This window comes from Faecalibacterium sp. An121 (assembly GCF_002160915.1).
Lineage (GTDB): Bacteria > Bacillota > Clostridia > Oscillospirales > Ruminococcaceae > Faecalibacterium > Faecalibacterium avium.
This window is the reverse complement of record NZ_NFLM01000004.1, coordinates 26391-51334: the sequence shown is the minus strand read 5'-3', so window position 1 is coordinate 51334 and position 24944 is coordinate 26391. Positions and strand designations below refer to the sequence as shown.

Below are 24944 nucleotides of genomic sequence, written 5' to 3'. Positions count from 1 at the left end.
TGGATCAATCTTCTTCCTCTTTCAAAAGGTCCTCGACATAACGCGGCAGCATAAAGGCGCCGCGGTGCAGGTGGGTGGTATAGTACCAGGTCTTGATGTTGCGCTTGTTCCAGCGCTTGGGGTCAAAGTCCTTGATGGGATGGTACTTTTTGCTGGCAAAGCCAAACAGCCAGTACCCTGCCGGGCAGGTGGGGATATGGGCCTGGTATACCCGGCTGATGGGGAACGAGCGGTATGCCTTTTTGTGCATGGCGCGGCAGGTCTCCTCATCCTCGTCAAAGAAGGGGCTGCCGTGCTGGTAGACCATGATGCCGTCCTCGCGCAGGGCCTTGTAGCAGCTGCCGTAGAACTCTTTGGTAAACAGGCCGGCCGCATGGCCCAGAGGGTCGGTGCAGTCGTTGATGATCAGGTCGTACTCATCCTCTTTGCCGCGTAAAAATCGCAGGCCATCCTCGTAGTACACCCGCACACGGATGTCATCCAGGCCGCAGGCGTTGTCGGGGAAGAATTTGCGGCAGACATCCACAAACATCTTGTCCGGTTCCACCACATCGATGACTTCGATCTCCTGGTAGTGGGACAGTTCCCGGGCGACGCCGCCGTCCCCGCCGCCGATGACCAGCACCCGCTTGACGTCGGGGTGGACCGCCATGGGCACATGGACGATCATCTCGTCGTAGGTGAACTCATCCTTTTCGGAAAAAATAACGCTGCCGTCCGAGGTGAGGAACCGGCCAAATTCAGGGGAATCAAACACATCGATCCGCTGAAAATCGCTGGTGCCGCTGTAAAGCTGCCGGTCCACCCGGATACAGGTCTTGACGTTGGCGGTGTGCAGTTCGCCAAACCAGTAATCCATCTCCTGCATGGGATGTATCCTCCTTTCAGGCCAAAACGTTCAGTTCAGAGATATCCTCGCTTGCGGGCCCCTGCATCGAGCAGCCCTTGGCCTTGGCAAACTCGATGTAATCGATGATCTCCGGGGTGATCACTTCGCCGGGGGCGAGAATGGGGATCCCCGGCGGATAGCACATGACGAACTCGGTGCAGATCCGCCCTGCGGTCTGGCGCAGGGGCAGGCTCTCCTTGGGCGAATAGAACGCCTGCTGGGGCGTGGCCTTGACCTGGGGCGTGATATATTCCGCCGTAAACAGGTCGCTTTTGGGCTTGGAGTAGAGGCGCCGGATATCCGCCAGCGCGCCCACCAGCCGCTCGATGTCCTGGATGCGGTCCCCAATGGAGATATAGGCCAGGATGTTGGAAAGATCCCCGAATTCGATCTGGATATCGTACTCATCCCGCAGCAGGTCGTAAACCTCGATGCCGGTCAGCCCGATCCCGCGGGTGTTGACCGCCAGCTTGGTGACGTCGAAGTCATAGATGCTGCCGCCGTTGATCAGTTCGGAGCCGAAGGCGTAGTAATCCCCGATGGCGTTGATCTCATGCCGGGCATACTCGGCCATGTCCACCACCTTGGCAAAGCTCTCCCTGCCCCGCATGGCCAGATTGCGCCTGCTGATATCCAGGCTGGACATCAGCAGATAGGAAGCGCTGGTGGTCTGGGTCAGGTTGATGATATTGCTCACATAGCCCACATTGACCCCGGGACCGCACAAAAGCAGCGAACTCTGGGTCAGGCTGCCGCCCGATTTGTGCATCGAGACGGCCGCCATATCCGCGCCGGCCGCCATGCCGCTGAGGGGCAGGGCCGGCCCAAAATACAGGTGGGTGCCGTGCGCCTCATCCACCAGGGCCAGCATTCCATGGCTGTGGGCCAGCTCCACCAGCCTGCGCAGGTCGGAGCAGATGCCGTAGTATGTGGGGTTGTTGATGAAGATGGCCACAGCATCGGGGTTTGCCTCGATGGCGGCCCGCACGTCTTCCACCTCCATCCCCAGCGGAATGCCCAGGTCGGTGTCCACTTTGGGGTCGATGTAGACCGGCACCGCCCCGCACAGCACCAACGCATTGATGGCGCTCTTGTGCACGTTGCGGGGCAGGATGATCTTATCCCCCGGCTTGCAGGCGGTCAGCACCATGCTCTGCACACTGCTGGTGGTGCCGCCCACCATCAAAAACGCATGGGCTGCGCCGAAGGCGTCGGCGGCCAGCTCCTCTGCCTCCTTGATGACCGAAACCGGATGGCAAAGGTTATCCAACGGTTTCATCGAATTGACATCGATCCCGACGCAGCGCTCTCCCAAAAGCTCTACCAGCTCCGGGTTGCCGCGCCCTCTCTTGTGTCCCGGCACGTCAAAGGGTACTACCCTCTGCCGTCGGAACCTTTCCAGCGCCTCGTAGATAGGCGCTCTTTTTTGACGCTCCCGATCCAATGAACATCTCCCTCTCCTGCATAGATTCCCTGCCGCGCCGCAAAATAAAAAGCAGCGCACCCTTGCGGGCACACTGCTTGTGGAAACATTCTAAAGGGGCCGCCGTCCCGTCTGGCGGGACATGGCGCGCCAGGCGCCGGGCCATACCTTGCAAAGAGGGCTTCAGCAAATAGATCGAGGGGCTGTTCTGCTGCTCTTATTGACGTTTCACAAGTGGTGTGCGCATCCGCACGGGGTTACAAAAAGGACCAACTTATAAAATTTCCGGGCACATGGCCCGTTCAATAATGTTGTGGCGCTTTACGCCACACGCGGCAGCGGCCAGCCCTGTCCGATGAGCTTTAGGCGCCCCGGATGGGCGCCCGGCCTAATCTATTTGCGTGCATGGAACGCACACATTTCGAGTTTATTGTATCATGTTTTTTTCACTTGTCAAGCAGTTGTGTGAAAATCCTTTCATTCTTTATCCCTTTCTGTCGGAAAACCGCGTATGAGCGCAGCCGTCCGGCTTTTTACAGCGGATAAAATAAGCCGCTGCCTGTGCGCAGCGGCCATTCTTTTACGGCGCGGCCTGCTCCAAAGGCGTGGTGCCGAAATAGGCACAGATGGCCTGGTAGTAGACTCTGGCGGCCAGCTGGCAGCCGTCGGCGTCTCCAAACCGGTCCACGTCCCCGGCATTCGTCACAAAGCACTGTTCCGCCAGCACAGCCGGACAGTCCGCCTGCTCCAGCACAGTGAAAGTCTCCTCGTCCCGGATCTGCAGGTCGTTGGCCTCCGCCAGCACCTTCTGCCCCTGCTGGTAATAGATGTAGCGCACCCCGCCCTGCCCCCGCAGGGTGCTGCCGGCGGCCTGCATCCCTTCCGCCAGCAGCCGCGCAAAATAAACGCTCTCCCTATGCCAGGTGCGCCCCGGCGTAATGGGGTAACACTCGAAGCCGCTTGCCTCGGTGGCGGCAGAATTCCCGTGGATGGACAGCAGCAGGTCGGCTCGCTGCCGGTTGGCCTGCTGCACCCGTTCGGTGGGGGTGGCTGTGACATCATACCCCGCACGGGTGGTGACCGGCTGATAATTGGGGTCTGCCCTCAGCCAGGCCAGCAGCGCCTCGGCCGTGGCAGCGGTCATGTCCCGCTCCACCACCACCCCGGTGGCGCCGGGGTCACTGCCCCCATGCCCTGCATCCACAGCCACCACATAGGGCGGGTCCCCCACTTCGGGACGGAAATCCGGTCCCGGCTCCTCCACGGCACTGGTTTCCCGGTAGGTATCCGGTGCGCCGTACAGTGCGCTGCCTATGCGTAAAGCAAGGCCCAGTGCTACCGCGGCGGCCAGGGCGACAGCCTGCCAGCCGACGCGGACCGGCCTGCTGTGTTTTGATGCGATCCTTCTGCGCTGTTTTCTCATCCTGTGCCTTCGTTCCCTCCCTGTTTGGTCTCCCTTCACTTCAAAACGAAAACGACCGCCCCAAAATGACAGACGGGCGGCCGTTTTCTTGTATTTTTCACAAAAGGCCCGATTTACTTCAGCTCCACGACGGTCACGCCGCTTTCGCCTTCGCCGTAACGGCCCAGACGGAAACTCTTGACCATCCGGTGCCCCCGCAGGTGCTTCTGGATGGCATTGCGCAGCGCGCCGGTGCCATTGCCATGGATCAGGTAGACCGTGGACTGCCCGTTCAGGATCGCCCGGTCGATGAAGGAATCCGCTTCCTGGATCGCCTCATCCACCGTCAGTCCCAGCAGGTTGCATTCCATTTTGGCATCCCTGCGCACCCGCTCCACATGGCCGCCGCCCGAGCGGCTGCCATCCCCGGTCTGGCGGGTGTAGCGCTGCTGGGCTTTGGTCTTGGGGGCGGCGGGCGTCTTTTCCATCTTATCCGGCTGCTTGAGGCCCTTCAGGGGCACCTTGGTTTTGACGATGCCCGCCCGTACCAGGACGTCCCCGTTGCGGTCCGGCAGAGCCAGCACGGTAGCCAGCTGGCCCAGCTCCGCGATGCAGACCTCCTGGCCCACCCGCACCTCTTTCAGGGGCACAAATTCCCGCACCGGGTTGTGGACCACGTCCGAGTTGGCAAACAGCTTGGCCGACTCTTTTTTGGCGATCTCCCGCGCACGCTGGGCACGCTGCTGGGCGCTGGTCTTTTCATCCTTCTGGATACGGCGCAGCTCCTCGGTCAGATTGTAGGCTTCGTTCTCCACCTGCTGGGCCAGGGTGCGGGCTTTGGCCCGGGCTGCTTCCAGCTCGTTTTCACCCTGGCGGATCAGCTCCTCTTTCTTTTTCTGGGCGTCTTCCAGCTGATGGGCCGCCTCGTGGCGCAGCTGCTCCACCTGGTCCTGGCTCTCTTTCAGCTGAAGCTTGAGATCGTCCAGCTGCCCCAGCACGGCGTCCAGCCGCTTGTCATCGGCAGACAGATGCTGCTTGGCGGCCTGGATGACCCGCTCGGGGATGCCCAGCTTTTCGCTGATCAGGAATGCATTGGATTTGCCCGGTACACCCACGCTCAGCTTATATGTGGGCCGCAAAGTCTCCAGATCGAACTCACAGCTGGCGTTCACCACACCGGGCGTCTCCAGGGCAAACACTTTCAGCTCGGCATAATGGGTGGTCGCCATCAGCAGCACCTTGCGGCGGCGCAATTCCTCGATGATGGCGACAGCCAGGGCGGCGCCCTCGGCGGGGTCGGTGCCTGCGCCCAGCTCGTCCAGCAACACCAGGGTGCCGGGGCCGGCCAGCTCAAGGATGCCGGTGATCTTGGTCATATGGCCCGAGAAGGTGGAAAGGCTCTGTTCGATGCTCTGCTCGTCGCCGATATCCACCAGGTATTCCTGAAAGACACAGACCTCGCTGCGTTCATCCGCAGGGATCAAAAAACCGCACTGGGCCATGGCGCACAGCAAGCCGGCGGTTTTCAGGGTCACCGTCTTGCCGCCGGTGTTGGGGCCGGTGATGATCAGCGCGTCATAGTCCTGCCCCAGCGCGATATCCACCGGCACACATTTGGCCGGGTCGATCAGAGGATGGCGGGCGCGCACCAGCGAGAACGAAGCGTCATACCGGACGGCGGGCTTGAAAGCCTTCATCTCCAGGGCCATGCGGGCCTTGGCCAGCAGGATGTCGATCTCCAGCATGGCCTTGTAGCTGTACTGGAACTGGGGCTCGATGGCCGCCACCTGGCTGGTGAAAGCGGTCAGGATCCGCTCGATCTCCTGGGCCTCCTGGGCCCGGTATTGCAGGATGCGGGCGTTGGCTTCCACCACGGCCTGGGGTTCCACGAAAACGGTGGCGCCGGTGGAGGAGACGTCGTGGATGATACCGCTGATCTCGCCCCTGTATTCGCTTTTGACGGGCACCACATACCGTCCGTTGCGGATCGAGACCACCGCCTCCTGCAGATACTTGGAGGACTCCATATTGTGGACCATATTCTCCAGACGGTCACGGATGGCGTTTTCGGTGGCGCGGATCTTTTTGCGCAGATCGTTCAGGGTGTGGGAGGCGGTGTCCGCCATGGTGTCAGGCGCCAGAATAGCGGCCGAGATCTGCTGTTCCAGACCGGGCTGAGGAGCCAGGGCGTAGAACAGGTCGTCGGTGGGCAGCATATCGTGGTCGGTGGAACCGTACCAGCTGCTCAGATTCTGGAAGTTGCGCAGGGTGCCCGCCACCAAAAGCAGCTCACCCATCGACAGGACGCCCCCCTTGACGGCACGGGTGGCCAGAGCGCTGACCCCCTCCACGCCGCCAAAACGAGGCGACCCGTTTTTGATCAGGAGGGTGTTGATGGCGTCGGTCTGCTCCAGGGCATAGCGGACCTCGTCCGGGTCGCACTGGGGCGTCAGCTCCAGCATCTTCGCCCTGGCCTCCTGACAGACGCATCCGGCGGCAGCCCGCTCGATGATCTTATTCAGCTCCAGTGTTTTAAAAAAACTTGTATCCATTGGTTCAATCCTTTGTTTGCTTTTGATCCGGGTCCCAGGAGGACAGGGACCGCAAAAACTTGAGGGTATTCAGAGGCTTGTCCATGTGAGCCAGGGCGTACTGCTCGGCCACAGCAAAGAGATATCCGGCGCTGCTGGCCGAGATCCGGAAACCGAACAGCTTTTTATCCTCTGCCAGACAGATGTAGCGCACCGCGAACAGTGCCCCCTTATCCAGGTTGCAGACCACCTTTGCTTTGGCTGCACAGTCCTCGCAGAGCAGATGGCCGTCCTCCATATCCAGGTAGAAGCGTTCCCCGTCATAAGCGCCGCAATCCCTGCAGCAGAGCAGCTGAGGCAAAAAACCGCACTCGCAGCACATCCGCAGCTCGAACACCGCCTTGACGATCTTGGGGTCGGCTTTTTTCTTGCAGATCATATACAGGCAGTTCATCAGCAGTTTGAGTTCTTTCTCGGCGGGCTGGTCCGCCAAGGAAAGGCCGAGGGTGTATTCCACCATATACATGGCGACGCCCTGGGCCTCAAAGCTGTAAATGATATCCCGAAAATCCGTTTCGTATCCCGCTTCCACAACGGTGTACATTTTGTCATCGGCGTTCCGCCCGGGCCGCAGCACAAATTCCGAATAGCACAGCTGGCCGCAGGCTGCAAAAAGGTGGCTGGTCAGTCGCATACTGTTTTTGGCAAAGGCCGAGATCAGCCCCTTTTCAGCCGTCAGGATCTTGATGATCCGGTCCGACTCGCCGTACTCGATCTCCTGCAGCACCAGCCCCATGATCACAAACTCGTCCATCGTACCCTCCTCCGGCAGGCACCGCGGCGGCGGCCCGTCTGTAATCCAGATAGTGGTCGATCCGTCCGGTTCGGGCAAACCGCTGCCAGCAGCGTTCAGCATCCATATGTCAGCACCCGCTTTCTCGTTTCTGTCGCGGCGGCCTGCCCGGGCAAAGGGTCACTTGCGGCCGGGGTCCTGCCGGAAACCGAAGCTGTTGAGCAGGAACTCATTGTCCCGCCAGTCCGGCTTGACCTTGACCCAGCACTGCAGGTTGACCCGGCAGCCCAAAAAGTCCTCGCAGTCCACCCGGGCGGCGCTGGCAATCTTTTTGAGCATGGCGCCCCCCTTGCCGATCACCATTCCCTTGTGGCTCTCCCGCTCACAGTAAATGTTTACGTCGATGTCCACAAGGTCGGTCCCGGGGCGCTCCTTGAACCGCTCCACCACCACGGCCAGCCCATGAGGGATCTCATCCCGCATGAACAGCAGCGCCTTTTCCCGGATCAGCTCGGCCACCAGTTCTTTTTCGGGCATATCGGTGTAGGCGTCATCGTCAAAGTAATGGGGCCCCTCCACCGCATAGCGGCTCAGCAGCTCAAACAGCTGCTCACAGTTGCGGTTGTCCCGGACGCTGACGGTGCAGACCTGGTCAAATACGCCCAGCGCTTCCAGCTCTGCTTTGCGTGCTTCCAGCTCGGCGGGGTCCTTGACCAGATCGATCTTGTTGATGACCGCAATGGCAGGCCCGCTGCGGCGCAGCGCGTCGATCAGCATCTGCTCCGACTCGTTCAGGCCGGGATGGGGTTCAAACAGCATCATGGACACATCCACATCCCCCACCGAGTCGCTGGCGGTCTTGTCCATCCGCTTGCCCAGCTTGTTCTTGGCCTTGTGGACGCCCGGGGTGTCCAGCAGGACATACTGCAAGGGCCCTCTGGTGATCACGCCCGTAATGCGGGTACGGGTGGTCTGGGGCTTGGAAGTGACAATGGCTACCTTTTCCCCCACCAGGAGGTTGGTCAGGCTGGATTTGCCCACATTGGGCCGGCCGATCACCGCCACAAAGACCGAGGCAGTCCGCGCCTCGTGTGTATGTTCGGTCGTTTTATTCTCGGTATGATTCAAAAGTCTTACTCTCTTTCCATCCTCGGTGTATAGCCGCCAATCTGCCGGGTTGGGCTGTTCCTCATCCTGCTTTCCCGGCTGCGGGTCTCATTCGGTATAACTGACCGTGCGGGGCAGTCCCAGCTGCAAAAGGATGGCTTCCTCCCGCTCCCGCATACGGACGGCCTCCAGGCCGCCGTTCTCATGGTCATAGCCCAGCAGATGCAGCATCGAGTGGACCGTCAAAAAAGCCACTTCCCGCTGCAGCGAATGGCCGTAGAGGTTGGCCTGTTCCATGGCCCGCTCCATGCTGATGACGATGTCCCCCAGCATCTTGCAGCCGTTGTTGCCGTCCACGTCGTACTGGCCGCCTTCGCCCAGCGGAAAGCTGAGCACATCGGTGGGCATGGGCTTGCTGCGGTACTGGTTGTTCAGCTCCGCAATGGCCGCGTTGTCCACGAAGGTGACGCTGATCTCGGCCGGCCCCTCAAACTTTTCATATTCGAGCACAGCGTTGCAGGCCCGGCGGATCAGGATGCGCAGGCCGGATGGCACCTTGACTGCCTTCTGCGCGTTGGTGATAAGAACTTTATTGGACATTGTCAGTCCGCTCCTTTCTTTTGGCGGCGCTTTACCATCAGCGTTTCGCGGGGTGCGCGGCAGCCTCATAGGCTTTGATGATCTCCTGCACCAGACGATGGCGCACCACGTCCTTTTCGTTGAAATAGCACTGTGCGATCCCGGAAATATTCTTGAGCACCTGCAAAGCATCCACCAGGCCGCTGCGGGTCCGGTCGGGCAGGTCGATCTGGGTCACGTCCCCTGTCACCACGACCTTGGAACCGTTGCCCATCCGGGTCAGGAACATCTTCATCTGCTCCGGTGTGGTGTTCTGGGCCTCATCCAGAATGATAAAAGAATCGTCCAGGGTGCGCCCCCGCATATAGGCCAGGGGGGCCACCTCGATCAGCTGCTTTTCCACCAGACGCTCAAAGCTCTCGGCGCCCAGCATATCCAGCAGGCCGTCATACAGAGGCCGCAGGTAGGGGTCCACCTTCTGCTGCAGATCGCCGGGCAGAAAACCCAGTTTTTCGCCGGCCTCCACAGCCGGCCGGGTCAGGATGATGCGGGAGACGTCCTTTGCCTTGAAGGCTTTGACCGCCATCGCCACCGCCAGATAGGTCTTGCCGGTACCGGCAGGCCCCACTCCAAAGGTGATAGGATGGGTGCGGATGGCGTTGAGATATTCCTTCTGCCCCAGCGTCTTGGGCCGGATGGGCCGGCCTTTGACGGTGACCGCCACAAAGTCCTCGGTCAGCTCCCGGACCCGTTTTTCCTCGCCGTCGTGGGCCAGGCTCATGCAGTAGTGCACGGTCTGGTCCTCCAGCGGCGTGTGGTTCTCGATCAGGAGCAGCATACTTTCCACCGCCCGGGCTGCGGCCGCCACATTCTCCTCCTCCCCGGCCAGGCGCAGCATGGTGCCCCGGCAGGTGGCCGTGACGGAAAACTCTTTTTCCAGAAGGCGGATGTTGCTGTCGCAGTTGCCAAACACAGCGGCGGCGATCTCTACACTGTCCAGTTCGATGCTCTTTTCTGCCATGGGTTCCCTCCCGCACTGAATGATGGATCGGATTTTGCGCAGGTGCCGCGCACCTGCCCAGTTTAACACAGACTATAATTCTATGCTTTATTATATCACCAAAACTTTACAGTGGAAACTGTGAAAATTACACAAAATTTTTGATGCGTATTCAAGCGGTTTACCATGTAGGCACAGCCCGCTGCCTTCCAGCAAAACGGCCCATGCTTTCTCCATCGCCGCAGGGCAAAGGGGATCGCTTGACACCCGGCGTCTTTTGTGATAGAATAGGTTGCGTTGCAGCAAACGTGGTATGCTACTGTGGCTCAGCCGGTAGAGCAGCTCACTCGTAATGAGCAGGTCGTCCGTTCGAATCGGATCAGTAGCTCCATCCAAATCCCCGGGATCGTGGAAAACGGTCCCGGGGATTTTTGTTTTATCTCCGTCATTCTTGAGGCGGCAGGCTGCGGCAGAGCTGGCAGAGGATCAGACAGCATCCCAGAAAGGCCAGCAGTGCACAGTCCGGCGGCACCCGGCGCAAGATGGCCGGGAACTTGTGCAGCACAGCAGCGGCAGACTGTTCTCCGCCCGGCAGCCAGAGCAGCAGGCGAAACAATCCCAAAGACAGAGGCAGATGCAGCGCCCGCGCCAGCAGCAGAGGCCGGAAGGATATCTCCGGCGGGCAGATGGTCCGCACCTGGAGCAGCACCGAAAGGCCCTGCAAACTGATGGCTGCGCAGCACAGCCAGCTGGCCCACCGCCCGCTCCGGGCGGCCAGGTCGCAGCCGGAACACACCTCCAGCAGCATGGCGGCAGGGAGGCTGCTGCCGGGCAGCAATGCCCCCAATCCTCCCGCCAGCAGCCGAAAGTACAGAATGAAGCCGCACAGCTTGCAATACGTCACAGCAGCCTCGGCAATGACCGCATCCAGCCGTACCGGCTGCCATACAGGCTGCTGGGGTGTCCCGGCAGAGGCAGGCTGCCGTCGCTGCCGGCACGCACAGCGCAGAAATGCCGCCGAGGCCAGCCCAGCCGCCGCCTGTGCCAGAAACAGCCGCACGCCCAGTGCCATGCTGCCCAGCATCCCCTGCCCCACCGTCAGGATCACAAAGGAAGGGCCCGAACAAATGCAGGCGGGCAGCAGGCAGGCTGCCTCCCGGGCGTCCAGCTGCCCGGCGCGGACTGCCTGGGCCGCGGCGTTGGCCGCAGGGGCAAAGCCGCCGGTCAGCCCCATCAGCAGCACACCGCCGGCACAGGGGCTGGAAGCGCCGGCCAGACGGGCGGCGGGTGCCAGCAGTCGGCCCAAAAGGTCCCCGCCGCCGCTGCGTACCATCAGGGTGGATACGATCAAAAACGGGAACAGCGACAGCAGCAGCGGTCCCCCGCACAGAACCAGTCCCTGTCGCAAAGCCTGGGCGCAGGCTGCCGGCGCGGCAAAGGGCAGCGCCGCGGTCAGCAGCGCCAGCAGGACCAGCACCCATCGTTGAAAAAAGCAGCGGCAATACATAAGCAGCCCCCCTGCTTCCATATATATGGACAGGGACGGCGCGGCATTCCGGCCAACGGAGCGCCTGTCCGCACACCGCCGCAGGGCTGCCAACAGGAGGGAAAACGGTGTCGAAACAACACAAAAGGCGGCTTACGCCGCAGGGCTGGCTCAAGCTGCTGTTCCGCCAGCCCCCTGCGGGGATCTACCGCCAGCCGTCTGTCTATATGACCGGCACCCAGATGGAGATCCAGAACTTCCGGCAGATCCGCACCTATGACAGCAGCAAACTCTGCCTGGAGCTGTACGGCGGCATCTTTACGGTGTATGGGGACGAGATGCAGATCCTGTCCCTCGCAGCCCACCGGATCACACTTCAGGGCCGGTTTGTGCGGACCGACTTTTCGGACGGAACATAAAAGGAGGCGGGCGGATGGACGCATTGCAGCTCTGGGCCATGGTATCCTTCACGGCCCGCGGCGGAAACACCGAAGGTCTGCTGAATGCAGCCGCCAGCGGCGGGCTCCATCTCTCCCGGCTCACAGCCCGGACGGACGGCTTTGCGGGACAGTGTGCCGCCTGGCGTTACCGGCGGCTGGCTTCCATGGCCCGCCGGCGTCGTGTGCGGCTGCGCATCCAAAAACGGATGGGGCTGTTCTTCTGTCTGCGCCCTCTGTTCCGGCGCACCGGTCTTTGGGTGGGGGCTGCCCTCTTTGTGCCCCTTCTGCTTTGGAGCCGCAGCCTGGTTTGGGCTGTGGATTACGACGCCCTGTCCACCGGCCAGCAGGCTCGCGCCGCCATTGTGCTGCGGACCGGAGCCGGACTGGAACCCGGCGCACATGTCACGCAGGAGCGGCTGGCCGCCGGCGAATACGCCCTGCTGCAAAGCGGGGAATTCTCATGGGCCAGCCTCAATTTCTTCGGGGGTAGGCTGCAGGTGGAGGTCACTCCCGCTAAACCGGTCCCCGCCATCTTTTCGGGCAAGTGGCAGACGCTGTGTGCCAGGACCGGCGGCACGGTAGAGGCGGTGGATTTGCAGAGCGGCACCGCCCTTGTGACTCCCGGCCAACAGGTGGAGGCAGGCCAGCCTTTGATCGGCACATCCCGCACCGAACGGGACGGCACCCCTATTTTTGCCCCGGCCGCCGGCACTGTGACCGCCCGGTTCGAGTGGACGGCCGCCTGGCAGCAGCCCCTCTCCGCTCAGGTCCCGCTGCTGACCGGCACCACCCGCACCCATCTGCTTTTGCGCTGCGGCGGTCTGGAGCTTGCCCTTCCAAACCTTTGGGGCGCCGGCGCAGAGGGCAGTGCCGTCACGCGCCACATCCAGCTGGCCCCTGCGGGGTTTCCCCTGCCGGTCTCCATCGAGGAGACCACCGTATATCAAACGGAAGCGGGACAGACCGACTACCCCGACGGGCTGGCTCTGGCCATGGCACGCCTCCACTGTCTCCAGACGCTGGAGGACGAATGGCCCGGCGCCCGGATCGCAGCCAGAAAAGAGCAGGTGAAAATGCGGGCCGGCAGCCTGGATTATACCGTCACCTATACCCTTTTGGCAGATATCGTACAGCGTTAGACCGCACAAAAAAGCTGGCCCGTGCCCCAAAGCGCGGCCAGCTTTTTCATATGCAGCATCGTTTCGGGAAAGACGCCGTCACGGGGCGGCAGGAGCTTCCTCCTGGGGCGGCAGTTCGGCCAGCAGCCGGTTGAGGTCAAACTCATATTTGCTGTGGCAGAAATGGCACACCACCTCGCACCGGGGGTCCTCATCCCGGAGCTTTTCCAGTTCCCTGCGGCCTAAACTGAGCAGCATCTCCCGGGTGCGCTCCTCGCTGCAGTCGCACCGGTAAGAGACCTGCCGGGTCTCCAGCACCGAGGGTGCAAATCCGGCCAGCGCCTTTTCCATCATATCCCGCGGGGTGGCACCGGCCTGCAGCATCTCGGTCACCGAGGGCATGGCAGCGATGTTGGCCTCCAGCCGGGTGATCTCCGCATCGGTGGCTCCGGGCAGCAGCTGCACCAGGTATCCGCCTGCGCAGTGGATGCTCAGATCCGGGTCCACCAAAACGCCCAGGGCGCACACCGTGGGGATCTGCTCGCTGTAAGCATAGTAGGCCGTCAGATCCTCGGCGATCTCACCCGATACCAGGGGCACCTGCCCCACGGTCGGCTCCTTCTGGAGTTTATTGTCCCGGATCACCGTCAGGACGCCGTCCCTGCCCACTGCACCCCCTACATCCAGATGGCCGTCGGCCCGGGGAGGCATCTCGACCAGCGGATGGTCGATGCAGCCTTTGACATTGCCGGTGCCGTCGGTGCAGGCAATGAGCAGACCGGCAGGCCCTCCGCCGTTCACACGCAGGGTGATGCGGTCGCGGTCATCTTTCAGCATCGAACCCATCAAGGCCGCGCCGGTCAGCAGCCGGCCCAGAGCCGCGCTGCAGGTGGCGCTGGTCTTGTGCAGCCGCTCCGCTTTGCAGACGATATCGGTGGAATTTATACCGCAAAATACGATCCCGCCATTTTCGGACAGACCGCGGATCAATTCAGCCATTTTGTTCTCCTTCCAGCTGTGTATAATTTTTGACCGCACAGAAGAAATACCGCTCGCTGGTGTCGGTCAGCGGGCCAAACGTCTCCCCATCGCAGACGGACTCCAAAGTGAAGCCGTGCCGCTCCAGCGAGGCGCGGATCTGGTCCAGCGGATATGTATACTCACAGAATTCCTCGTGGAAACGCTCCCCTGTCTCCTGGTCGTGCACATCCAGGGCTATGCGGACTTTTCGCCCGTCCTCTTCCAAATGGTTTTTCCAGACGCAGTCCGCCTCGTCCGCTGCAAAGGTAAAGGTGTTGTTGCCCAGCACTTCCCGGTGTTTGTAGGGCGTATTCATATCAAAGAGCAGCACTCCGCCCTTTTCCATAAAGAAAGCAGCGTTGGCGATGGCTTTGTCCAGCTCAGGCAGATGGTTGAAGGTATCAAAGGTAGACACCGCCCCCCGAATGGTGCCGTAGAGATCCAGATCGCACAGATCCTGCTGCAGCAGAAGGAGCCTGCCGGTCAGCTCCAGCTGGTCGGCTTTGTCCCGTACCACACAGAGCATTTCCTCCGACTGGTCAATGGCGATCATATCGTAACCGGCCTGGGCCAGCATCAGGGTCAGCTCACCGGTGCCGCAGCCCAGATCGGCCAGAATGCCGTCCGTGATGCCATGGGCGTCCAGCTGGCCTTTGACATGGCGGTAAAGCGCCTCGTAATCTGCATCCTCATTGAAGGAATCGTAAAAATAGGCAAATTCGTTATAAGCCATTCGTCTGTTCTCCCTCGCCCGGCGCCCCCGCAACGGCGGCGTCCAGGATGGCCTGCAGCTGAGGAATGCCATAGCCGCTTTCGGCGCTGGTCAGCACCACAGCCTTGCACCCAAAGGTCAGGCATACCTTCTCAAAGGCCTGGCGGGTCTGCTCCAGCTGGCTCTTTTTCAGCTTGTCGGCCTTGGTCAGAGCTACCACATAGGGGATCTGGTGATAGTGCAGATACCGCAGCATCTGCGCATCGTCGGCGCTGATGTCGTGGCGGCAGTCGATCAGCTGGACCAGCAGGGTGTGGTTGCGCTGGGCGTCGAAATAACTGTTGATCAGCTCATCCCAGCGCTGACGGTCGGCGTTGCTGACCTTGGCATAGCCGTAACCGGGCAGGTCCACAAAATAGCAGCTGTCCACCTCATAGAAATTGATGGTGGCGGTCTTGCCCGGCGTACTGGACACCCGGGCCAGGTTCTTGCGGTTGCACAGCTTGTTGATCAGGCTGGACTTGCCCACATTGGACCGGCCCGAAAAACTGATCTCAGGCCGCCCGCTGTCGGGCAGCTGGCTGGAAATGCCATAGCTTGCCAGAAAGGCCGCTTTGTTGTAATTCATGGTTTCCCCCTTTGGATCGGTTCAGCAGACGACCCCCGGCTGCGGCGTTTTTTCGGCCGGCGGCGGCAGGATGGCGTCGCTGGTCTTGGGCTTTCTGGCCCGGGTGCGCCGGGTGGGCATGGACTTGGCAGGCTTGAGCAGCGCCGTATCCAGCACCTGCTCCAAAGTGGAAACAGGCATGAAGGTCAGGTTCTGCTTGACCTCCTCGTCCACATCGTAAAGGTCGCTCTCGTTGTCTTTGGGGATCAGCACCAGCTTCATCCCCTCCCGGTAAGCCGCCATGCTCTTTTCACGCAGGCCGCCAATGGGCAGCACATAGCCGTGCAGGGTGATCTCACCGGTCATGGCCACATCTCCCCGCACGGGGCGGCCGGACAGGCAGGAGATCAGGGCGGTGGTCAGGGTGACGCCGGCCGAAGGGCCATCCTTGGGGATGGCGCCTTCCGGGGCGTGGATGTGCAGATCGCACTTTTTCAGCTTTTCGGTGTCGATGCCGTATTCCGCCGCATGGACCCGGGCATAGGTGATGGCCAGCTGGGCGCTCTCCTTCATCACGTCGCCCAGAGAGCCGGTGACGGTGATCTTGCCCGAACCGTCCTCGATCACCTGCACCTCGATGGGCAACGTCTCGCCGCCTACGCTGGTCCAGGCCAGGCCGTTGGCGATGCCCACGGCATTGTCCCGGTTGAGGAACTCCGGCTTGACCACACGGGGACCCAGCAGTTCTTCCAGCATCGACTCGGTGACCGACACCTTCTCCGTCTCACCGGCGGCGATCTTGCGGGCGCACTTGCGCAGCACACTGGTGATGATGCGCTCCAGGCTGCGGACGCCTGCCTCCCGGGTATAGCCGTCGATCAGGCCGTAAAGGGCTCCCTTGGACAAAGTCACCTTGCCGGTCAGGCCGCACAGCTCCAGCTGCTTGGGCAGCAGATGCTGGCGGGCAATGTTGTATTTTTCCACGCGGGTATAGCTGGGCAACTCGATGATATCCATTCGGTCCCGCAGAGGCGCCGGGATACTGCCCAGGTCGTTGGCCGTGGTGATGAACAGGACGTGGCTCAGATCGTAGGGGATGTCCAGGAAATGGTCCTTGAATGTATTGTTCTGTTCGGGGTCCAGCGCCTCCAGCAGGGCGGCGGCGGGGTCGCCGCGGAAATCCCCTGCCAGCTTGTCGATCTCGTCCAGCAGGATCAGCGGGTTCTGGCTCTTGGCCGAGATCATGGCGCTGATGATCTTGCCGGGCATGGCACCGATGTATGTGCGCCGGTGGCCCCGGATCTCCGCCTCATCCCGTACGCCGCCCAGGCTGAGCCGGACGTACTTGCGATGGAGGCAGGCCGCGATGGAACGCGCAATGCTGGTCTTGCCCACGCCCGGAGGACCCACCAGGCAGATGATCTGGGCTTTGACATCGGGGGCCAGTTTGCGGACAGCCAGCATCTCCAGGATGCGGTCCTTGACCTTCTTCAGGCCATAGTGGTCCCGGTCCAGGATCTCCTGAGCCTTGACGATATCCAGATCATCTTCGGTGAAGGTATTCCATGGCAGGTCCAGACAGGTATCCAGGTAGGTGCGGATCACCGTGGCCTCCTGGTTGCTGCCCTGCATCCGGGCCAGACGGTCCACTTCCTTCAGCAGTTTCTGCTCGCTCTCCTCCCCCAGCTGGAGGGCCAGGATGCGGCGGCGGTAGTCCTCTGCCTCAGCGTGGGTGTCGTCCCCTTCCCCCAGTTCGCTGCTGATGATGTTCAGCTGTTCGTGGAGGTAGTAGTCCCGCTGGTTTTTGTCCATCGACTCGTTGACCTTGTCGCTGATCTCCTTTTCGATCTGCATGACCTGGCACTCCCGGCGCAGCAGCTCGATCAGTTTTTCCAGTCGGCCCATCAGGGTGTTCTCATCCATCACCGCCTGCTTGTCCTCATAGCGCAGCAGCAGATTGGCAGGGATGTACTCGCTCAAAAAGACGGGGTCATCGCTGGACACGATGGCAAACACCACATCCTTGGCCAGACGCTGGTTCAAAGCGAGGTATTCGTCAAAGACGCTCTTGAGGCTGCGCACCAGAGCGTCCGCCTGGAGGGTCTCCTCCTCCCGGACGCTCTGCACGGGCGCAGGCTGCACCGCCGCCAGCAGGAACTTGCCTTCGTTGTCCAGCTGGGTCATGCGGGCGCGGTATTTGCCCTCCACCAGCACCCGCACCAGCTCGTCCGAGACCCGCAGCACCTGCTTGATCTCGGCCACAACGCCATAGGTGAACAGGTCCGACCAGCCGGGTTCGTCGGTGTCCATCTTTTTCTGGGCCACCAGGAACACGTTGGAATTGTTGCTCATCGCCCATTCGATGGCGGCGATGCTCTTTTCACGGCCCACCTCAAAATGGACCAGGTTGTTTGGGAAGACCACCAGCCCGCGCAGGGCAATGGCAGGAAGATGGAGCACCTGCCGCTCCACCTTGATCGTAACTTTCTCAGACATTGTGTGAACCTCCCAAGGCTGCGGCCCCAGTATCGCGCAGGGCACAGCCTTTGTTCTCGAGAAAGGGCCGGCCTTGCAGGCCCCGTCCCTGTATTATAGCTGCTTGCCGCGGCTGTTGCAATGGGTCCCACTGCTTTTGCCAGGCAGCGAAAGTTTTCCAGCTTCGGCAGCCTGTGCCGCAAAAGCTGTTTTACTGATGTCGTTCTCTTATATTATACCCCAGCTTGTCCAGTGCCGGCAACAGGGCCCGCAGGACCAGGGCGGTCAAAGCGCCCATGGCCAGCCCCAGCACCAGCATCACCGGCGCGTAGTAAAAGGACAGCGACGAGGAAATGATCGCGGCTGCCCCCAGCAGCTGGCCGATGTTGTGTGCAAAGGCCCCGCTGACCGACAGGATGAACCAGGTGGGACGCACCGGCAGCACATCATACAGCAGCCACATCACCAGCAGCGAGAGCATCCCCCCGCACAGGGAAAGGAATCCTGCCGTGGGGCCGGACACCAAAAAGACAAAGAGCGCTTTGAGCAGATCCAGGATCAGAGCCTGCCCGGCCCCCATGAACAGCAGCGCATACATCACCACCACATTGGCCAGGCCCAGCTTCATGCCGGGCAGCAGGCCGGGTATGGTCAGAGAACCTTCTGCAAAAGAAAGGGCCATGGCCAGGGCGAACAGCATCCCCGAAAGGGCGGTCTGTTTTGCTTTGGAAGGGCGACGGTTGCCTTGCTGCATATCTGCCTCCTGCCCGGGGTTCAGTCCCCGGTGTTCTCCGTGTCCTCAAGGGACCGCTCATACTGTTCCTGTTCTTCGACGGCGGCCTCCCAGGCGGCAAACAGTTCCTCCTGATGGAAGCGCAGATCCTCCAGCTCGTCGCTTTTCTGGCGCAGCAGCTGGGGATCGTTGTACACCTCAGGGGAGTTGATCTCGTTGTCCAGCTCCACTTCCCGGGCGCCGCACCTTTCCATTTCCTCCTCGCAGGCCTTGATCTTGGCCCGCAGTTCGGCCCGGCGGCGGCGCTGTTCCTTGCCATAGCCGGCCTTTGCGGCAGCGTCGCTTTTTTCCGCTGCCGGCGCGGCAGGAGCCGACCGTCCCATCAGCGCATCGTAGCTGGGATAGATGGATGCCTTGCCGTCCTCCAGATAGAGGATGGGACAGGCCAGGCTGTTCATCAGATGCCGGTCATGGGTGACCAGCAGCAAAGTACCGGTATAGGCCATCAGCGCCTCGGTGAGATTTTCACGGGTGTAGATGTCCAGGTGGTTGGTAGGCTCGTCCAGAAACAGGAGGTTGGGGCGCTCCAGCACGATCTCCGCAAAGCGGAGCCGGGCCAGTTCGCCGCCCGACAGGGAGCTGCAGTCCTTGAACACCGTCTCCCCGCGGAAACCCAGCCGCGCCAGATGGCTGCGCACTTCCAGTTCGGTCATCTGGGGGTATTTGTCCCAGATGGCGTCGATCACCCGACCGGCGCCGGCCCGGTGCTGCTGCTGTTCAAAAATGCTGGGACGTGCCCCGGTACCCAGCCGCACCATCCCGCCCGAGGGGCGGCGCTTGCCGTCCAGCACCTGCATCAGGGTGGACTTGCCGGCGCCGTTGGGGCCGGCGATCACCAGCCGCTGCCCCCGGCAGACGGTATGGGTGAAGGGCTCCAGCAGGACCCGGCCCCCCACGCTGATGGTCAGGTTTTTCATGATGACCAGCTCGTTCCATGGCTCGATGTCATACTCAAACCGGAAACTGAGCTTGTTGGTCTCATCCTTGGGCGCCTCGGTGATCTCCAGCTTTTCCAGCTGTTTGCGCCGGCTCTGGGCCATCTTGGTGGTGGAAGCCCGCACAAGGTTCCGGTCGATGTAATCCTGCAGCTTTTCAGCCAGCGCCACATCGGCGTCGTGCTGCTTCTGCCGCAGGGCGTCGGCCGCCTCCTTCTGGGGCAGATAGGCCGAAAAGTTGCCCTTGTAGACGGTCATGGTCTGGCCCGACACTTCCCAGATCCTGGTACAGACGTTGTCCAGGAAGTAGCGGTCGTGGCTGACCACCAGCACCGCGCCGGAATAGGTCTTGAGATAATTTTCCAGCCACTCCATGGTGGTGAAGTCCAGGTGGTTGGTGGGCTCGTCCAGGATCAGGATATCGGGCTTTTCCAGCAGCAGCTTGGCGATGCGCAGCCGGGTCAGCTCACCCCCCGAAAGCACCCCCACGCCCTTCTCCCAGGTATCCTGGGGGAAGCCCATGCCGCTGAGCACCTTCTTGATGTTCACATCCATGTTGTAGCCGTCGGCGGCATCCACCACCGCCTGCAGCGCAGCGTGCTGCTCCAGCAGGGCCGGGTCGGCAGGATGGGCCGCCATTTTTTTCTCCACCACCTGCATCTGTGCCATTGCATCCAGCACCGGCGCAAAGGTAGAGCGCATCTCCCCGTATACGTCCAGGGTCACGTCCAGCTTGGCGTTCTGGGCCAGATACCCCAGGGTGACCCCGTGGGTCAGGCTGAACTCGCCGGCATAATCGGTATATTCACCGGTCAGGATCTTGAGCAGCGTGGTCTTGCCTGCACCGTTCTGGCCCACGATGCCGATGCGGTCCTCCCGCTCGACGCTGGCCGTTACGTTTTGCAGCACCACTTTCTCCCCAAAGCTCTTGCCGATCTGTTCCAGGTTCATCAACATATTCTTTTCCCCACACTGTATTCATGGCCGGGGCAGCTCGGTTCAGACCTGATGCCGCCGGTTCTTCTGGCCCACGCGGGCCAGCTCGTCCGGTTCCATCACGATCTGGTACAGCTGCTCCAGCTGGTCGATCTCATAGGTCGGGTTCACCTGGCCCGGGTTCTCCGCATGATCCCGGTTGAGCCAGCAGGTATCCAGACCGGCGTTGATGCCGCCCTGGATGTCGCTGGTCAGGCTGTCCCCCACCACCAACACGTGCTCCCGGTTCTCAACGCCCAGGGTGCGCAGCGCGGTGTCGAAGATCTTGCGGTTGGGCTTTTCGCTGTCCAGCCGCTCGGACACAAAGACATCTTCCATGTAGGCGGCGATGCCCGATTCCTTCACCCGGCGGCTCTGGACCCGGTCAAAGCCGTTGGTCACGATGGCCATGGTGGCCACCTCGGCCAGCTCATGCAGCACATCCAGCACATTGCCCACCATCAGGTCCGGGTGGCTGGACAGCTGGTTCAGGTAATAGCGGTTCATCTCCGCGCCGTTGCCCGAAGCCCCGATCTCCTTCAAAAACCGGGTGAAGCGCTCGTTCACCAGCTTCTCCCGGCGGATCTGGCCTTTTTCCAGCTGCCGCCACAGGGCCTCATTGATCTCGCGGTACTTATGCACCGTCTCGTTGGACGGCTCGATGTGATACTGGACCAGCGTTTCAGCCAGGGCCTTGCTCTCGGCGGCATCAAAGTCCAGCAGAGTGTTGTCTGCGTCAAACAAAATGCAATAGTATTTTGCCATGGTCCTTCCCTTTCCCTCAACGTATACAAGACAAAGCCAGCCCCGCCCGTGCAGAGCTGGCCCTGTCCTTCATTCTTTTGGATCTGTGCCGCTGCCGGCGGGGCGCGGCGCGCTTTCCGGATGGCTGTCTGCCATCCAGCCTTTCTCTTCCAGAGGTCCGGGCCCTCCGGTGATCTCCCAGTCCATGTCGTAGTAATCGACGCTGCCATTGGTCACGTCGCCTGCGCCTGGCAGGGAGAGGGTGTATTCATGCATTTCAGGGACATGCATCGCTCTCGCCTCCTCTCTTTCCAGCTTATGCAGCCGGCGGGAGAAGGTTCCCTCGTCAGTCGCCCGTGCCGTAGATGGTATCCATCAGAGAGTCCAGCGCCTGGCCTCTGCCTGTTTCCTCGCTGGAAGAGCTGGAGGAGCTGGAGGAAGAGGCGGGCGCCTCACTGGAAGAACTGCTCGGACGGGAGCTGGAAGAGCTGCCCGCAGCAGAGGAACTGCCCGAAGAAGCGGGACGGCTGCTGGAGGAGTTGCTGGCACTGGAGGAACTGCCCGAAGAACTGGAGGAGCTTCCCGAAGAGCTGCCGGAAGAGGACGGCCTGCTGCTGGAAGAACCAGAGCTGGGACGGCTTGTGGAAGCCGAGCTGCTGGACGAAGCCGAAACTTCCTGCGAACCGTCCTCCGAGGAAGCGCCGGACGAACTGCCGGCAGAGCTGGAAGATCCGGAAGCCGCCTCCGAAGAAGAGCTGCCGGAAGAAGATCCGGAAGCGCTCTCACTGGAAGAACTCTCCGAGGAACTGGAAGAGCTGGAGGAACCGGAGGAAACTCCGCCCTCAAAAGAGACGGTCAAGGTATTGCTGACCACCTGGCTGCCGTTGTAGCTGACCGTCGCGTAGACCGTATAGGTCTGATTGGCCAGGATGGGGTCCACGATAAAGGTGATGGAGGTCCTGCCGGCCGCGTCCCTGGACTCCACGCCGTTGACATACCAGCGCAGGTTCTCGGCATTTGCATACTGGCCGCTGAGCTTGGCACGGAAGGTATAGTTCATCCCCAGGATGCCGCTGCCCTCGCCGGTGATCTCCACAGAGGCCCGGGAGAAAACAGCGGTCACATCCAGATTCTGTTTGAAGCCGCTGTCGGTACGGGTCGGGGTGGTGACACCGTCGCTCCAGTTGACGAAGAAGTAGCCCTCCGCAGGCACCGCCGTCACGGTGACCGAATCGTCCGCCGTGACGTCAAAGCTGAGGGAGGTCTCGCCCGACACATCCCCGCTGGTCAGGGTACCGCCGGTCTGGTCGATGCGGTAGCGGGCCTGGAAGGTCTCGCCGGCCTCTGCCTGCGAAGAACTGGGCGCTACGGGGTCGCTGGGGTTGCTGGTGTACTCCAGGGTACGGGTGGGGATGTTGCTGGTATCCGGGCGGCGGTCTTCTGTCTCATAGGCATGCGTGGTCAGATAGTTCAGCACTGCCTTGAGGCCGCTGCTTTTGAGATGGATGTCCCCGTCGATATAATAATCGCTCAGTCCAAAACCGCTGGAGGGATCTTTGAGCACCTCGGCGCTGTTGAGGAACTTGACCCCCAGGTTCTCGCACATGGTCAGCAGGGCCATGTTGAAGTCGTCGATCTTTTCCTGGGAAGTGTCCGGGTAGTTGGAGTGGTTCTCCGGCACCGGCGGAACGGTATTGACGATGATATCGGTGTAGGGATAGCTGGCCTGGATGCTCTGGACAAACTGGGTGTAGTAGTTGATGAAGGTATCCACATCCATCCCGTTGTCGTTGGTACCCAGGGTGATGACCACCCGGCGGGGCTTCATCATGGCCACCGCCTCCGCCATGGTATAACGCTGATCGGTGCCTTTGAAGGTGACCAGCTGCTCCGAAATGGCGCTCTGGATGCCGATGCCCTCCTTGGCGCAGAACTGCTGCAGCGAGATCAGGCCGTTGTTGTACAGGCGCACTGTGTTGGAATCGCCCAGAAACAGGGTGTCGTTGAGATAGGCTTCTCCTGCGTCGGCGGTCTCGGTCAGCAGGGCGGCCGACTGGGTGTCCACCTGGTAATGGGTCGCCAGGTCGCTGGGCTCCTCTACCTGGGTGACCGTGCTGGAAGCACCGCTGCCCTTGGTGGCCAGCAGCACATAGGTGACGCTGGCCGTGATCAAAATAGCCAGAGCACAGATGGCGCACACCAGCACCGCCTGCTTCTGGATCGGTGTCATTGACTGTGAATTTCGACTCATGCTATCTTCCCCATCTCTCCGTCAAAGCGGCGCCCCCAGCAGGAGGTCCGCCAGTTGTTGGCAGCTTTCGGCATACAGTCTGGGCTTGAAGGGCGCCAGCTCTTCCCGGCTGCCATAGCCATAGAGCACCGCCGCCGCGTCCAAACCGCAGGCCGCCGCGCCCCTCATGTCATCGTGCCGGTCCCCGACCATCAGGACCCGTTTGCCCTGCAGCAGAGGCTGGTCCAGCACATACTGGATCACTTCCGTCTTGGTATCCCGGCTTTTGTCCATCGAGGCGCCGGCGATCAGGTCGAACCAGGGCGCCAGTCCCTGTTCCTCCAAAATGGGGGTCACCACCTGCGTGGGCTTGGATGTGGCCGTACACAGGATCAGCCCTGCGTCCTTCAAACGGCGCAGCATTTCTGCCGCGCCGGGATAGGGTTTGCACATATGGCAGCCCCGGACCGCATAACTGTCGCGGTAAAGGTCGGTGGCGCGCTCGATCCAGGCCTCGTCTGTGGAATACTCACCGAAGGTCCTGCGCAGGGGCGGCCCCACATAGCGCATCAGATCCACGCCCGAGATGTCTGTGCCCATCTTGCAAAAGACTTCCCGCAAGGTGGAAAGGATGCCCGGGGCCGAATCCAGCAACGTCCCGTCCACATCAAACAGGACAGCATCGTAAGGTAACAAACGGCGCTCCTCCTTTATTGCATAGATATACAGTAGGTAGTATAGCACAATTTGCCCCGGGGGGCAATTCCAAGCGTATGATTTAACGAATTTTCCATTTTTACCCTGATCCGCCTCCAAAATCCGCCTGTTTACGCGCCTTCAAGCAACACAAAGCGCCCGTCCCAGCACATGGGGCGGGCACTTGCGGCGCCAGGCGGGCGGTCAGCCGGCAGGGTTGCCACCGTCGGCAATGCCGCTGTTGCCCGTATAGGGCAGGTTGTTGGTGACGAACTCCAGCTTATCCTTGAGCACCAGGCCAAGATTTGCAGCGGCGTGGATCATGTTGGCGGCCGAATCGTTCAGCTCCAGCAGTCGGTTCAGGTCCATGCCCTCCATGGTGAAGGATGTGACCATCTTCTGGCTCTCGGCGTTGAGGATTCCGCTCAGGGCCATCTCCTGCATGGCGATGCCCTCCAGCAGATCCAAAACGACCTGGTCCATCGAGGCGGCCTGGCTGCCGGGATATGGGGCGGTCGGGGTGGTGTTCATAGGCGGGTACCCTTCCTTTCCTCTCGTGGGATACGCCAGTCTATGCCGCCCGCCGCCCGGATGTGCGTCACCGGCCGTTCTTTTCCTTCTCCTGGACGCGCTCAATGATGGCCTGGTAGCCTCCCGAGCCGTACTGGATGCAGCGGTTGATCCGGCTGATGGTGGCGGTGCTGATCTCGGCAGACTTGACGATCTGCTCATAGGTCTTGCCCTGCAGCAGCAGCTTGGCGGCTTCCAGCCGCTGGGACATATCGGCGATCTCTTTCACCGTGCACAGGTCATCGAAAAACTGATAGCATTCCTCCCGCGTCTCGAGGCTGAGGATGGCGTCAAAGAGCGCGTCGGTCATAGCGTTGTGTCTGGGGTTCTTTTCAAACATAAATGCCTCCTGTACTTCCTGGCGGGTGGTTACCTATCCACTTTAGCACCTAAAAGCGTGAAAGTCAAGAGGCATTTTC

23 protein-coding genes and 1 tRNA gene are annotated in these 24944 nt (G+C 61.2%); 3 read left to right on the top strand and 21 right to left on the bottom strand.

Going from position 1 to position 24944, the window contains the following annotated elements; translation table 11 throughout:
* Window positions 1-4: 4 nt before the first annotated feature.
* The 8 genes from speE to B5E66_RS03095 all read right to left on the bottom strand — a co-directional run bounded on the left by speE (window position 5) and on the right by B5E66_RS03095 (window position 9745).
* Entirely contained in the window at window positions 5-859 is an 855-nt protein-coding gene (gene speE, locus B5E66_RS03130; RefSeq protein ID WP_087228812.1) for a polyamine aminopropyltransferase, read from the bottom strand.
* A gap of 25 nt (window positions 860-884) precedes the next feature.
* Entirely contained in the window at window positions 885-2333 is a 1449-nt protein-coding gene (locus B5E66_RS03125) for an aminotransferase class I/II-fold pyridoxal phosphate-dependent enzyme (protein ID WP_087228556.1), read from the bottom strand.
* A 559-nt stretch (window positions 2334-2892) separates the two neighbouring features.
* Window positions 2893-3735 carry an N-acetylmuramoyl-L-alanine amidase family protein gene (locus tag B5E66_RS03120; protein WP_087228554.1) on the bottom strand — a complete coding sequence of 281 codons (843 nt, stop codon included), beginning with the start codon at window positions 3733-3735 and terminating at the stop codon, window positions 2893-2895.
* Between the two features lie 113 nt (window positions 3736-3848).
* The gene (locus B5E66_RS03115) at window positions 3849-6266 is read right to left on the bottom strand and encodes an endonuclease MutS2 (RefSeq protein WP_087228552.1); all 2418 of its coding nucleotides are present in this window, start codon (window positions 6264-6266) and stop codon (window positions 3849-3851) included.
* 4 nt (window positions 6267-6270) lie between these two features.
* The gene (gene recO / locus B5E66_RS03110; protein WP_087228550.1) at window positions 6271-7059 is read right to left on the bottom strand and encodes a DNA repair protein RecO; all 789 of its coding nucleotides are present in this window, start codon (window positions 7057-7059) and stop codon (window positions 6271-6273) included.
* 159 nt (window positions 7060-7218) lie between these two features.
* Complete coding sequence (gene era, locus B5E66_RS03105) at window positions 7219-8166, bottom strand: GTPase Era (RefSeq protein WP_242955903.1); 948 nt, start codon at window positions 8164-8166, stop codon at window positions 7219-7221.
* Window positions 8167-8253: 87 nt separating this feature from the next.
* Window positions 8254-8745 carry an rRNA maturation RNase YbeY gene (gene ybeY / locus B5E66_RS03100; protein WP_087228548.1) on the bottom strand — a complete coding sequence of 164 codons (492 nt, stop codon included), beginning with the start codon at window positions 8743-8745 and terminating at the stop codon, window positions 8254-8256.
* A 37-nt stretch (window positions 8746-8782) separates the two neighbouring features.
* Window positions 8783-9745 carry a PhoH family protein gene (locus tag B5E66_RS03095; protein WP_087228546.1) on the bottom strand — a complete coding sequence of 321 codons (963 nt, stop codon included), beginning with the start codon at window positions 9743-9745 and terminating at the stop codon, window positions 8783-8785.
* Between the two features lie 294 nt (window positions 9746-10039).
* On the opposite strand from B5E66_RS03095, the gene B5E66_RS03090 reads away from it, so the two are divergent.
* A tRNA-Thr gene (locus tag B5E66_RS03090) sits at window positions 10040-10115 on the top strand.
* 54 nt (window positions 10116-10169) lie between these two features.
* On the opposite strand, the gene B5E66_RS03085 is transcribed toward B5E66_RS03090, so the two are convergent.
* A complete protein-coding gene (locus tag B5E66_RS03085; protein WP_087228544.1) occupies window positions 10170-11231 on the bottom strand; it encodes a hypothetical protein in 1062 nt (353 codons plus the stop codon).
* Window positions 11232-11338: 107 nt separating this feature from the next.
* Between B5E66_RS03085 and B5E66_RS03080 the strand changes: the two genes are divergently transcribed.
* Both B5E66_RS03080 and B5E66_RS03075 read left to right on the top strand, forming a co-directional pair.
* Entirely contained in the window at window positions 11339-11629 is a 291-nt protein-coding gene (locus B5E66_RS03080) for a YabP/YqfC family sporulation protein (protein ID WP_087228542.1), read from the top strand.
* 14 nt (window positions 11630-11643) lie between these two features.
* Window positions 11644-12789 carry a sporulation protein YqfD gene (locus B5E66_RS03075; RefSeq protein WP_087228540.1) on the top strand — a complete coding sequence of 382 codons (1146 nt, stop codon included), beginning with the start codon at window positions 11644-11646 and terminating at the stop codon, window positions 12787-12789.
* 78 nt (window positions 12790-12867) lie between these two features.
* On the opposite strand, the gene hslO is transcribed toward B5E66_RS03075, so the two are convergent.
* The 12 genes from hslO to B5E66_RS03015 all read right to left on the bottom strand — a co-directional run bounded on the left by hslO (window position 12868) and on the right by B5E66_RS03015 (window position 24865).
* Window positions 12868-13767, bottom strand: a complete 900-nt coding sequence (hslO, locus tag B5E66_RS03070; protein WP_087228538.1) for an Hsp33 family molecular chaperone HslO — start codon at window positions 13765-13767, stop codon at window positions 12868-12870.
* On the bottom strand, window positions 13760-14521 hold the full coding sequence (locus B5E66_RS03065; RefSeq protein WP_087228536.1) for a class I SAM-dependent DNA methyltransferase: 762 nt from the start codon (window positions 14519-14521) through the stop codon (window positions 13760-13762). Before B5E66_RS03065 ends, hslO begins: the two co-directional genes overlap by 8 nt.
* Window positions 14511-15128 (bottom strand): ribosome biogenesis GTP-binding protein YihA/YsxC, encoded by a 618-nt coding sequence (gene yihA / locus B5E66_RS03060; RefSeq protein ID WP_087228534.1) that lies wholly within the window; start codon window positions 15126-15128, stop codon window positions 14511-14513. The genes B5E66_RS03065 and yihA overlap by 11 nt, the downstream gene beginning before the upstream one ends.
* A gap of 21 nt (window positions 15129-15149) precedes the next feature.
* Window positions 15150-17603 (bottom strand): endopeptidase La, encoded by a 2454-nt coding sequence (gene lon / locus B5E66_RS03055; protein ID WP_087228532.1) that lies wholly within the window; start codon window positions 17601-17603, stop codon window positions 15150-15152.
* 190 nt (window positions 17604-17793) lie between these two features.
* Window positions 17794-18336 carry a Gx transporter family protein gene (locus B5E66_RS03050; RefSeq protein ID WP_087228530.1) on the bottom strand — a complete coding sequence of 181 codons (543 nt, stop codon included), beginning with the start codon at window positions 18334-18336 and terminating at the stop codon, window positions 17794-17796.
* Window positions 18337-18356: 20 nt separating this feature from the next.
* A complete protein-coding gene (locus tag B5E66_RS03045) occupies window positions 18357-20267 on the bottom strand; it encodes an ABC-F family ATP-binding cassette domain-containing protein (protein WP_087228528.1) in 1911 nt (636 codons plus the stop codon).
* Between the two features lie 42 nt (window positions 20268-20309).
* Window positions 20310-21050, bottom strand: coding sequence for a YjjG family noncanonical pyrimidine nucleotidase (locus B5E66_RS03040; protein ID WP_087228526.1), 741 nt, complete (start codon window positions 21048-21050; stop codon window positions 20310-20312).
* 69 nt (window positions 21051-21119) lie between these two features.
* Window positions 21120-21320: a hypothetical protein gene (locus B5E66_RS03035; RefSeq protein WP_087228524.1), complete on the bottom strand. Its 201-nt coding sequence runs from the start codon at window positions 21318-21320 to the stop codon at window positions 21120-21122.
* A gap of 55 nt (window positions 21321-21375) precedes the next feature.
* Window positions 21376-23280 (bottom strand): SGNH/GDSL hydrolase family protein, encoded by a 1905-nt coding sequence (locus tag B5E66_RS03030; RefSeq protein ID WP_087228522.1) that lies wholly within the window; start codon window positions 23278-23280, stop codon window positions 21376-21378.
* Between the two features lie 21 nt (window positions 23281-23301).
* On the bottom strand, window positions 23302-23955 hold the full coding sequence (locus B5E66_RS03025) for an HAD-IA family hydrolase (RefSeq protein WP_242958068.1): 654 nt from the start codon (window positions 23953-23955) through the stop codon (window positions 23302-23304).
* Between the two features lie 204 nt (window positions 23956-24159).
* Window positions 24160-24486, bottom strand: a complete 327-nt coding sequence (locus B5E66_RS03020) for a hypothetical protein (RefSeq protein WP_087228520.1) — start codon at window positions 24484-24486, stop codon at window positions 24160-24162.
* A gap of 67 nt (window positions 24487-24553) precedes the next feature.
* Window positions 24554-24865 (bottom strand): YerC/YecD family TrpR-related protein, encoded by a 312-nt coding sequence (locus B5E66_RS03015; RefSeq protein ID WP_087228518.1) that lies wholly within the window; start codon window positions 24863-24865, stop codon window positions 24554-24556.
* Window positions 24866-24944: the final 79 nt, after the last annotated feature.